Annotated in this window: 7 protein-coding genes and 1 pseudogene; 5 read left to right on the forward strand and 3 right to left on the reverse strand. The window is 74.6% G+C overall.

Going from position 1 to position 10,301, the window contains the following annotated elements; genetic code table 11:
- Positions 1-88: pseudogene (locus AB0G13_RS31930) on the reverse strand (short-chain dehydrogenase); the annotation flags it as partial.
- Between the two features lie 8 nt (positions 89-96).
- Between AB0G13_RS31930 and AB0G13_RS31935 the strand changes: the two are divergent.
- The 4 genes from AB0G13_RS31935 to AB0G13_RS31950 all read left to right on the forward strand — a co-directional run bounded on the left by AB0G13_RS31935 (position 97) and on the right by AB0G13_RS31950 (position 3,551).
- Positions 97-978, forward strand: coding sequence for an iron chelate uptake ABC transporter family permease subunit (locus tag AB0G13_RS31935; RefSeq protein ID WP_357882520.1), 882 nt, complete (start codon positions 97-99; stop codon positions 976-978).
- Positions 975-2,003: an iron chelate uptake ABC transporter family permease subunit gene (locus tag AB0G13_RS31940; protein ID WP_357882523.1), complete on the forward strand. Its 1,029-nt coding sequence runs from the start codon at positions 975-977 to the stop codon at positions 2,001-2,003. Before AB0G13_RS31935 ends, AB0G13_RS31940 begins: the two co-directional genes overlap by 4 nt.
- Before the next feature lie 47 nt (positions 2,004-2,050).
- On the forward strand, positions 2,051-2,884 hold the full coding sequence (locus tag AB0G13_RS31945; protein ID WP_357882526.1) for an ABC transporter ATP-binding protein: 834 nt from the start codon (positions 2,051-2,053) through the stop codon (positions 2,882-2,884).
- Positions 2,885-2,984: 100 nt separating this feature from the next.
- Positions 2,985-3,551, forward strand: a complete 567-nt coding sequence (locus AB0G13_RS31950) for a GNAT family N-acetyltransferase (protein ID WP_357882529.1) — start codon at positions 2,985-2,987, stop codon at positions 3,549-3,551.
- Positions 3,552-3,665: 114 nt separating this feature from the next.
- Here AB0G13_RS31950 and AB0G13_RS31955 read toward each other — a convergent pair whose 3' ends face one another.
- Positions 3,666-8,171 (reverse strand): HAMP domain-containing protein, encoded by a 4,506-nt coding sequence (locus AB0G13_RS31955; protein WP_357882535.1) that lies wholly within the window; start codon positions 8,169-8,171, stop codon positions 3,666-3,668.
- Between the two features lie 365 nt (positions 8,172-8,536).
- Between AB0G13_RS31955 and AB0G13_RS31960 the strand changes: the two genes are divergently transcribed.
- On the forward strand, positions 8,537-9,652 hold the full coding sequence (locus tag AB0G13_RS31960; protein ID WP_357882532.1) for an FUSC family protein: 1,116 nt from the start codon (positions 8,537-8,539) through the stop codon (positions 9,650-9,652).
- An 81-nt stretch (positions 9,653-9,733) separates the two neighbouring features.
- Here AB0G13_RS31960 and AB0G13_RS31965 read toward each other — a convergent pair whose 3' ends face one another.
- Complete coding sequence (locus tag AB0G13_RS31965) at positions 9,734-10,270, reverse strand: GerMN domain-containing protein (RefSeq protein WP_357882538.1); 537 nt, start codon at positions 10,268-10,270, stop codon at positions 9,734-9,736.
- Positions 10,271-10,301 lie beyond the last annotated feature (31 nt).

The raw sequence follows: 10,301 nt of genomic DNA on the forward strand, positions 1-10,301 counted from the left end.
CCACGTCACCGAGCTGCTCGGCGACCGCGTCGGCGAGCGCGCCCACCTCCGACTCGTCGGTGAGGTCGGCGACGAAGCCGGTCATCCCTCACCGACGTGTGGCAGGGCCTGCTGGACCGCGACGCCGCCGAGTACGCCGTCGTGCACCGGATGCGGCTGCCGCGGACGCTGCTCGGCCTGCTCGCCGGGGCGGCGCTCGGCGTCGCCGGCGCGGTGATGCAGGCGCTGACCCGCAACCCGCTCGCCGACCCCGGCCTGCTCGGCATCAACGCCGGCGCCTCGGCGGCGGTGGCCAGCGGGGCGCTCCTGTTCGGCATCGGCGGCGTCGGCGGCCAGGTGTGGTTCGCGCTGCTCGGCGCGGCGGTCGTGACCGCCGCCGTGTACGCCGTCGGCGGCGGGCGCGGGGCCACCCCCGCCCGGCTGGCGCTGGCCGGCGCGGCGCTCAACGCCACCCTCTACTCGTACGTCAGCGCGGTGATGCTGGTGGACACCGCGTCGCTGGAACGGCTGCGGTTCTGGACGGTCGGCTCGCTGGCCGCCGCCGAACCGTCGGCCGTCCGCACGGTCGCGCCGTTCATGGCGGCAGGCCTGCTGGTCGCCCTGCTCGTCGCGCGCCCGCTCAACGCGCTGGCGCTCGGCGACGACGCGGCGCGCGCGCTCGGCGCCCGCCCGGCCCTGGTCCGGGGCGCGGTCATCGCGGCGGTCACCCTGCTCTGCGGGGCCGCCACCGCCGCCTGCGGGCCGATCGTCTTCGTCGGGCTGCTCGTGCCGCACCTGGTCCGCGCGCTCACCGGGCCGGACCTGCGCTGGCTGCTGCCGTACTGCGCGGTGCTGGCCCCGGTGCTGCTGCTCGGCGCCGACGTGCTGGGGCGGGTGCTGAGCCGCCCCAGCGAACTCCAGGTCGGGCTCGTGACCGCCGTGGCGGGCGGGCCGCTCTTCCTCTGGCTGGTGCGGCGCGGGCAGGTGGCCCACCCGTGATCACCCTCCGCACCCCCGGCAACCTGTCCCTGCGGCTGCGCCCCCGCGCCATCGCCGTCGGCGTCACCTGCGTGCTGCTGGCCCTGGCGCTGAGCGTGCTCGCCATCGGCAGCGGCGACTACCCGATGAGCCCCGCCGACGTGCTGCGCGCCCTCACCGGCCGGGGCACCCCGGCCGAGGAGTTCATCGTCACCGAGCTGCGGCTGCCCCGGGTGGTCACCGCGCTCTGCGTCGGTGCCGCGCTCGCGTTGGCCGGTGCCGTCTTCCAGTCGCTGGTCCGCAACCCGCTGGGCAGCCCCGACATGCTCGGCTTCACCCAGGGCGCGGCGACCGGGGCGCTCGTCGTGGTGGTGGTCGGCGGCAGCAGTGTGGCGCTGGCCTCGTCGGCGGTGGTCGGCGGGCTGGTCACCGGCGCGCTGGTCTACGCGCTGTCCTGGCGGCGCGGCGTGCACGGGTACCGGCTGATCCTGGTCGGCATCGGCACCATGGCGATCCTCACCGGGGTCAACGGCTGGCTGCTCACCCGGGCCCCGCTGATGGACGCCGCCCGCGCCGTGCTCTGGCTCACCGGCAGCCTCGACGGGCGCGGCTGGTCGAACGCGCTGCCGCTGCTGGTCGCGCTGGCGGTGCTGGTGCCCCTCATGCTGGCCGGGTACGGGCCGGCAATGCGGCTGGTCGAGATGGGCGACGACACCGCCGCCGCGCTCGGCGTACGCGTGGAGCGGCTGCGCCTGGTCGTGCTGGCGGCGGCGGTCCTGCTGGTCTCCCTCGCGGCGGCCGCCGCCGGGCCGGTGAACTTCGTGGCCCTCACCGCGCCGCACCTCGCGCGGCGGCTGACCCGGGCGCCGGGGCCGAACCTGCTGCCCTCGGCGGCGGTCGGGGCGGTCCTCCTGGTCGCGGCCGACCAGCTCGCGCTGCGGGTCTTCCCCGGGCACCAGCTGCCGGTCGGCGTGGTGACCGGCGTGCTCGGCGGCGCCTACCTTATCTGGCTGCTGGCCACCGAGCGCCGGGCCGGCCGGCTGTGACCGGGCGAGGCCGGCGGGCCGCCCACGACGAGAACGGAGCACCGAGCATGCAGTCCCGGCTGAGCGGCACCGCGATGACCCTCGCCTACGAGCGGCGGACCGTCGCGCGGGACCTGAGCGTCGCCGTGCCCGACCGGTCCTTCACGGTAATCATCGGCCCCAACGCCTGCGGCAAGTCCACCCTGCTGCGGGCCCTGTCCCGGCTGCTGAAGCCGGCCGCCGGGGCGGTGCTGCTCGACGGCGAGGACATCCACCGGCTGCCGGCGCGGAACGTGGCGCGCACCCTCGGCCTGCTGCCGCAGACGTCCGTCGCGCCGGACGGCATCGGCGTCGCCGAACTCGTCGCCCGCGGCCGGTACCCGCACCAGGGGCTGCTGCGGCAGTGGTCGCGCGAGGACGAGCGGGTGGTCACCGAGTCGATGGCCGCCACCGGGGTCGCCGACCTCGCCGACCGCACCGTCGACGAGCTCTCCGGCGGGCAGCGGCAGCGGGTGTGGATCGCGATGGCGCTGGCCCAGCAGACCCCCCTGCTGCTGCTCGACGAGCCGACCACCTACCTGGACATCGCCCACCAGATCGAGATCCTCGACCTCTGCGCCCGGCTGCACGAGGAGCAGGGCCGCACGCTCGTGGCGGTGCTGCACGACCTCAACCACGCCGCCCGGTACGCGACGCACCTGATCGCGATGCGCGAGGGGAAGGTGGTCGCGGCCGGCCCGCCCCGGGAGGTGGTCACCGCCGAACTGGTCGAGGAGGTCTTCCGGCTGCCGTGCCGCGTGATCGACGACCCGGAGAGCGGCACCCCCCTGGTGGTCCCCGCCGCCCGCCGCCGGGCCGGGGCCGCCGCGAGCACCCCGACGGTCACGGCCGCCGGCGGGTGACGGGCGTGGGCGCCGCCGGCCCGCGGCACCGGCCGGCCGGCGGCGCGCCGGGAGCCGACGTACTCGCGCATCGACCGCAATCACCGTACGGTGGCACACGATGCGTGATCTCGCCAGCACCTACCGCCAGGACGTCGACGGCTTCGGCCGGGTGACGATCCGCCCCGTCGACCCCGACACCGACATCGACCTGATCCACGCCTGGGTCAGCCAGGAACGCGCCCGGTTCTGGGGCATGCGCGACGCCGGCCGGGAGCGGGTCGAGGAGATCTACCGCTACCTGGACTCGCTCCCCACCCACCACGCCTGGCTGACGCACCGCGACGGCACGCCGGTCGCCCTGTTCCAGACCTACGAGCCGACCGCCGACCCGGTCGGCGAGTGCTATCCGGTCCAGCCCGGCGATCACGGGGCCCACCTGCTGATCGGCCCGCCCGGCGCGGTCGAGCGGGGCTTCACGGGCACCCTGTTGCGCGTGTTCCTCGACTTCGTCTTCGCCGACCCGCGGCACCGACGCGTCGTGATGGAACCGGACGCGCGCAACGAGAAGGCGGTCGACCGGCTGCTGCGCACCGGCTTCGTCGCCGGGCCGCTGGTCGACCTCGACGGCAAGCGGGCCCGGCTGCTCTTCCTCGACCGGGAGACGTTCGAGGCCGGCCGGCCCTGACCGGGACGGCCCACGGGTCCCGCGCGGCACCGCACGTGGCTGGCGTCGTGACCTGCGCTCCCCGGGCGGGCGACCGCCCGGGGAGCGCCGGAAGCCCCGCCGCCCGCAGGCGCCTCAGCCCTGCAGCCAGCGGTGGATGCACTGCAACAGGTCGGCGGCGTCGACCGGCTTCGTGACGTAGTCGCTGGCGCCGGAGGAGATGCTCTTCTCCCGGTCGCCGTGCATCGCCTTCGCGGTCACCGCGATGATCGGCAGGTCGGCGTAGCGGGGCATGGCGCGGATCGCCGCCGTCGCGGCGTAGCCGTCCATCTCCGGCATCATCACGTCCATCAGCACGAGGTCGATGTCGTCGTGGCGCATCAGCGTCTCGATGCCCTGCCGGCCGTTCTCCGCGTAGACCACGTCGAGCCCGTGCAGCTCCAGGATGTTGGTCAGCGCGAAGACGTTGCGCGCGTCGTCGTCCACCACCAGCACCTTGCGGCCGGCCAGGTCGTCCGGCAGGGCGTCGACGGCGGGCCGGACGTCGGGCACCACCGGCGCGAACGGCAGCACCCGCTCCGGGGTCACCGCCGTGAGGTGCAGGGCGATCCGCTCGCGCAGGTCGTCCAGGCTGCGCAGGACCTCCAGCGGCCGCTCGTGGGCCAGCGCCTGCAACAGGGCCTGCGCGCCGGACGGCAGCGGGTGGCCGTGGTACGCCAGCACGGGCACCCCGCGCAGCGCCGGGTCGTCGTGCAGCGCCTTCAACAGGGTCGTACCGCCCTCGTCGGGCAGGTCGAGCTGGAGCACCAGGACATGGTGCCGCCTCCCGGCGAGCGCCTCCAACGCCGAGGCCACGTCCACCGCGGTGGAGATCTCCACCGGCGGGTGCGCGTCGCCCAGGTCCGCCGCGACGCCCTGGGCGAGCAGCGTCAGCAGCCCCTTGTCGTGGCGCTCCAGCACCAGCATCCGCCGGACCTCGCCGGGCTGGAGGGTCACGGCCGGCGGCAGCGTGGCCGGCGGCACCCAGGGCAGCGCGCCGGCCCGACCGGATGCCGCGAACGGGCCGGTCGGGCGGTCCTCCGTGGCCGCTCCGTCGCCGGTCCCGGCGGGCACCGGCCCGACGGGCAGGTAGAGGGTGAACGTGCTGCCCTGGCCGAGCACGCTGTGCGCCCGGATCCGGCCGCCGAGCAGGTGGGCGATCTCCCGGCTGATGGACAGCCCGAGGCCCGTGCCCCCGTACCGCCGGCTGGTCGTGCCGTCGGCCTGCTGGAACGCGTCGAAGATGGCGGTCAGGTGCTGCTCGGCGATGCCGATGCCGGTGTCGATCACCCGGAACGCGAGGACGGTGTCCGTCTGGGCGAGCCCCTCGGGCAGCTCGCCCGGCGCGGCCCGCTCGATCCGCAGCCGCACCCGCCCCTTCTCGGTGAACTTGACCGCGTTGGAGACGAGGTTGCGCAGCACCTGCCGCAGCCGCTGCTCGTCGGTGTGCAGCTCGCTCGGCACGCCCGGCCCGGTGCTGATCTCCAGCTCCAGGCCCCGGGGCGTCGTCAGCGGCCGGAAGGTGGCGTCGACGTAGTCGCGCAGCGCGGCCAGCTCAAACGTCTCCGGGTTGATGTCCATCTTCCCGGCCTCCACCTTGGACAGGTCGAGGATGTCGTTGATGAGCTGGAGCAGGTCGGTGCCGGCCGAGTGGATGACGGTGGCGTACTCAACCTGCTTGGCGGTCAGGTTGCGGTTCGGGTTCTGCGCGAGCAGTTGGGCGAGGATGAGCAGCGAGTTCAGCGGCGTACGCAGCTCGTGGCTCATGTTGGCGAGGAACTCCGACTTGTACTTGGAGGCCAGCGCGAGCTGCTGGGCGCGGGCCTCCAGTTCCTGCCGGGCCTGCTCGATCTCGGAGTTCTTCGTCTCGATGTCGTGGTTCTGCCGGGCCAGCAGGGCCGCCTTGTCCTCCAGCTCGGCGTTGGAGCGCTGGAGCTCCTCGGAGCGGGCCTGCAACTCCTCCGAGCGGGCCTGCAGCTCGGCGGCGAGGCGCTGCGACTCGGTGAGCAGCACGTCGGTACGGGCGTTGGCGACGATGGTGTTGACGTTGACGCCGATGGTCTCGGTCAACTGGTCGAGGAAGTCGCGCTGCACCTCGGTGAAGCGGCTCATGCTGGCCAGCTCGATGACGCCGAGCACCTGGTCCTCGAAGAGGATCGGCAGCACCACCAGGTGCAGCGGGGCGGCGGCGCCGAGGCTGGAGGAGACGGTGACGTAGTCGGCCGGCACGGCGTCCACCACGATGGCCCGCTTGCTCACCGCGGCCTGCCCGACGAGCGAGTCGCCGAGGGCGTAGCGGCGGCCGGAGGTGTCGTGCCCGTACCCGCCGACCACCCGCAGGCCCGTCCCGCCGGGGCCGTCGTCCACCAGCAGGAACGTGCCGAGCTGCGCGGAGACCAGCGGGGCCAGCTCGTTCATCACCAGGCCGGCGACCACGTCCAGGTCGCGGTGGCCCTGCATCAGCCCGGCGATGCGGGCCAGGTTGGTCTTGAGCCAGTCCTGTTCCTGGTTGGTCCGGGTGGTCTCGCGCAGCGACTCCACCATGGAGTTGATGTTGTCCTTCAGCTCGCCGACCTCGCCGGGGGCGTCCACGGTGATGGAGCGGGTCAGGTCGCCGGTGGCCACGGCGCTGGTCACCTCGGCGATGGCGCGCACCTGGCGGGTGAGGTTCCCGGCCAGCTCGTTGACGTTCTCGGTGAGCCGCTTCCAGGTGCCGGAGACGCCCTCGACCTCGGCCTGGCCGCCGAGGCGGCCCTCGCTGCCGACCTCCCGGGCCACCCGGGTCACCTCGGCCGCGAACGACGACAGCTGGTCCACCATCGTGTTGATGGTGGTCTTCAGCTCCAGGATCTCGCCACGCGCGTCGACGTCGATCTTCTTGGTCAGGTCGCCCTGGGCCACCGCGGTGGTGACCTGGGCGATGTTGCGCACCTGGCCGGTGAGGTTGTTCGCCATCGAGTTGACGTTGTCGGTGAGGTCCTTCCAGGTGCCGGCCACGTTGGGCACCCGCGCCTGGCCGCCGAGGCGGCCCTCGGTGCCCACCTCCCGGGCCACCCGGGTCACCTCGTCGGCGAAGGCGCCGAGCGTGCCGACCATCGTGTTGATGGTCTGGGCGAGCACGGCCACCTCGCCCTTGGCCTCCACGGTGATCTGCCGGCTCAGGTCGCCCTGGGCGACGGCGGTGGCGACCAGCGCGATCGAGCGCACCTGGTTGGTGAGGTTGTTGGCCATCTCGTTGACGTTGTCGGTGAGGTCCTTCCAGGTCCCGCCGACGTTGGACACCCGGGCCTGGCCGCCCAGGCGGCCCTCGGTGCCCACCTCCCGGGCCACCCGCGTCACCTCGTCGGCGAACGCGGAGAGCTGGTCGACCATCGTGTTGATGGTCTCCTTCAGCGCCAGGATCTCGCCGCGCGCGTCGACCCGGATCTTCTGGGTCAGGTCGCCCTTCGCCACGGCGGTGGTCACCTCGGCGATGCTGCGCACCTGGGCGGTGAGGTTGTCCGCCATGACGTTGACCGACTCGGTGAGGTCCTTCCAGGTGCCGGAGACGCCCTTGACGTCCGCCTGGCCGCCGAGGCGGCCCTCGGTGCCCACCTCCCGGGCCACCCGCGTCACCTCGTCGGCGAACGACGACAGCTGGTCCACCATCGTGTTGATGGTGTTCTTCAGCTCCAGGATCTCGCCGTGCGCGGTGACGGTGATCTTCTGCGACAGGTCGCCCCGGGCCACCGCCGTGGCCACCTGCGCGATGCTGCGCACCTGGTCGGTGAGGTTGACCGCCATCGAGTTCACCGAGTCGGTGAGGTCGCGCCAGGTGCCCGCGACGCCGCTGACCTGGGCCTGACCGCCGAGCCGCCCGTCGGTGCCGACCTCGCGGGCCACCCGGGTCACCTCGTCGGCGAACGACGACAGCTGGTCCACCATGGTGTTGATGGTGCTCTTGAGCTCCAGGATCTCGCCCCGGGCGTCGACGGTGATCTTCTGCGACAGGTCGCCGCGGGCCACGGCGGTGGTGACCTGGGCGATGTTGCGGACCTGGCTGGTCAGGTTGCCGGCCATGAAGTTCACCGAGTCGGTGAGGTCGCGCCAGGTGCCGGCCACCCCGGGCACCTCGGCCTGGCCGCCCAGGCGGCCCTCGCTGCCGACCTCCCGGGCCACCCGCGTCACCTCGTCGGCGAACGACGACAGCTGGTCCACCATCGTGTTGATGGTGATCTTCAGCTCCAGGATCTCGCCGCGCACGTCGACGGTGATCTTCTGCGACAGGTCGCCCCGGGCCACCGCCGTGGCCACCTCGGCGATGTCGCGGACCTGGTCGGTCAAGTTGCCCGCCATGGCGTTGACCGAGTCGGTGAGGTCCTTCCAGGTGCCCGACACACCGGGCACCTCCGCCTGCCCGCCGAGCTGCCCCTCCGTGCCCACCTCCCGGGCCACCCGGGTCACCTCGGAGGTGAACAGCGACAGCTGGTCCACCATGCCGTTGAAGACGGTGGCGATCTCCCCGAGCAGGCCGTCGGCGTCCTCCGGCAACCGGGTGCCGAAGTCGCCGTCCCGCACCGCCGTGAGGCCGGCCAGCAACTGCCGGAGCCCCGGGTCGGCCATCGCCGCGGTGCCACCGGCCGCCGGCCTGCGCCGCGACGCCGTCTTCTCGACCACCACAACCACCTCGCGGAGCAGCCGGGGGCCCGCCCGCCGGCACAACATGGACCGCGCAAGTATGCACAGCCCCGTCGCCGCCCGCGCGTGCACCGCCGCCCCGCGACGCCCCCCGCCCGGCGGGTCCGCCGCCCGGCGGTGACCAGCACGGTTACCGAGGGCTCGGCGCGGGTAGAGGCGACGCTCGAACCGGTCCCACCGGGACGGGGGACTCGCCGGGGCGGTCCTCGACGCCGGCCCGACGAACGGGTCCGCCGTGGAGGGCGCCCCACCGGAAAGGGGTGCGGACGGTGCGGCAGTGGTGGCGGGGCGTGGGCGGACGGATCCGGCGCGACGGCGTGACGGTGGTCGAGTTGACCCTCGCCGCGACCGTGGCCTGGGTCCTCGCCGCCCGGGTGATCGGGCACCCGGACCCGTTCTTCGCCCCCACGGCCGCGCTGGTCGTCCTCGGCGAGGGGCGGGGGCAGCGGGTCCGGCAGACAGTGGAGATCCTGCTCGGGGTCGCGGCCGGCGTGCTCGTCGCCGAGCTGCTGGTGTACGCGCTCGGCCCGGGCACCGGCACCATCCTCCTGGTCCTGCTGCTGACCACCGGCCTGATGGTGGCGATCGGGGCGCGCACCACCCTCGTGGTGCAGGCGGCGGTCTCCGCCATGTACCTGGTGGCGGTCGCCGCGCCCAGCGGCACGCTGATGCCGTTCCGGTTCGTCGACGCGCTGATCGGCGGCGCGGTCGCGTTGGCCGCGAGCCAGCTCCTGGTGGCCCGCGACCCGCTCGCCCCGCTGGTCGTGCAGGCCCGGCAGAGCTTCGCCGACCTGGCCGAGGTGCTCGACGAGCTCGACGGCGCGCTCGCCCGGTGCGACGAGACCGCCGCGCGGGCGGCGCTGGACCGGGCCCGGCAGTTGGACGACTGCGTGGACCGGCTGCGCACGGCGGTCCGGGCCACCGGGGAGACGCTGCGGTTCCGGGTCCGCCGGCGGCGGCACGTCGGGCAGGTACGGGATGTGGAGGCGACCACCCGGCAGCTGGACTACGCCGTCCGCAACGTCCGGGTGCTGGCCCGCGCCGGGGTGACGCTGACCCGGCTGCGCACCGGGACGCCGCCGGAGCTGGGCGACGCGGTCCCCGCCCTGGCCGCCGCCGTACGCGCCGCGGGCGAGGCGGTGGCGACCGACCTGACCGGCGAGGACGCCGACCGCCACGCGGGACGGGCCGACGAGGCGGCCATGACGGCGGTACAGGTCGCCGGCCGGCTGCTCGCGTCCGATCCGGCGCTGCCCGTCACGATGATCGTCGGTCAGATCCGGGCGACCGCCATCGACCTACTGCGCGGGGTCGGCCACGACGACGTCGCCGTGCTGGACCGGGTGGACCGGGCGCTCGGGGTGCTGCCCGCCCAGCCCGCGTCGCAAGGCTCGGGCTGCGCGTAGCCGGCCGGCACGACGTCGCCGAGCTGGCGGGCCCGCGCCGGGCGGGCCGCCGGCGGGGCGTCCGCACGCCCGGTCGCCCCGTCAGCGGGGTGCCACGAGGCCGGCGTAGTCGTCGGCGGTGAGGGGTCGCCGGGACAGCTGCCCGTCGGCGCGCGGCACCCCCAGCGGGGCCCCGCCCCGGAAGAAGGCCACGGTGTCGACGTCGGAGCGGGCGGTCAGGGTGCAGACGATCTGCCCGAAGGCGAGGACCTCGTCGCTGCGGCCCGTCTCGTCGCCGGCCCCGCCGAGGTCCACGTCGACCTCGTTGCCCCGCGGCCGGGCGGCGGCGAGCGGCACGGCCCCGGGCAGGGCCGTCGTGAGGCCGCTCTCGCGTTCGACGGTGGTGGGGCCGGCCAGCAGGTGCTGGAGCTGGGCGTCGACGGTGGGCGTGCCGTCGACCCGACGCTCGACGCGGACCAGCCGGTCGTCCCGTACGAAGCAGAGGGTCTCCGTCGTTCGCCCCGCCGTCAGGGTGGGGGTCGGCGTCGCGACGACCGCCCCCGGCGAGGGGAACGGCCCGGGTGGGGGCGCCACGGCGCGCGGGGCGTTCTCGGTCGGGACGCCGCACCCGCCGAGCAGCCCGAGGACGACGAGCGCGCCGCCGACGGCG

The sequence above is a fragment of the Micromonospora sp. NPDC023633 genome, from assembly GCF_040640035.1.
Taxonomy (GTDB): Bacteria; Actinomycetota; Actinomycetes; order Mycobacteriales; family Micromonosporaceae; genus Micromonospora.

Excerpts from the sequence above, each read along its gene's own strand:
- AB0G13_RS31945 (WP_357882526.1), top strand. The coding sequence starts at position 2,051 with ATGCAGTCCCGGCTGAGCGGCACCGCGATGACCCTCGCCTACGAGCGG.
- AB0G13_RS31950 (WP_357882529.1), top strand. The coding sequence starts at position 2,985 with ATGCGTGATCTCGCCAGCACCTACCGCCAGGACGTCGACGGCTTCGGC.
- AB0G13_RS31955 (WP_357882535.1), bottom strand. The coding sequence starts at position 8,171 with ATGGCCGACCCGGGGCTCCGGCAGTTGCTGGCCGGCCTCACGGCGGTG.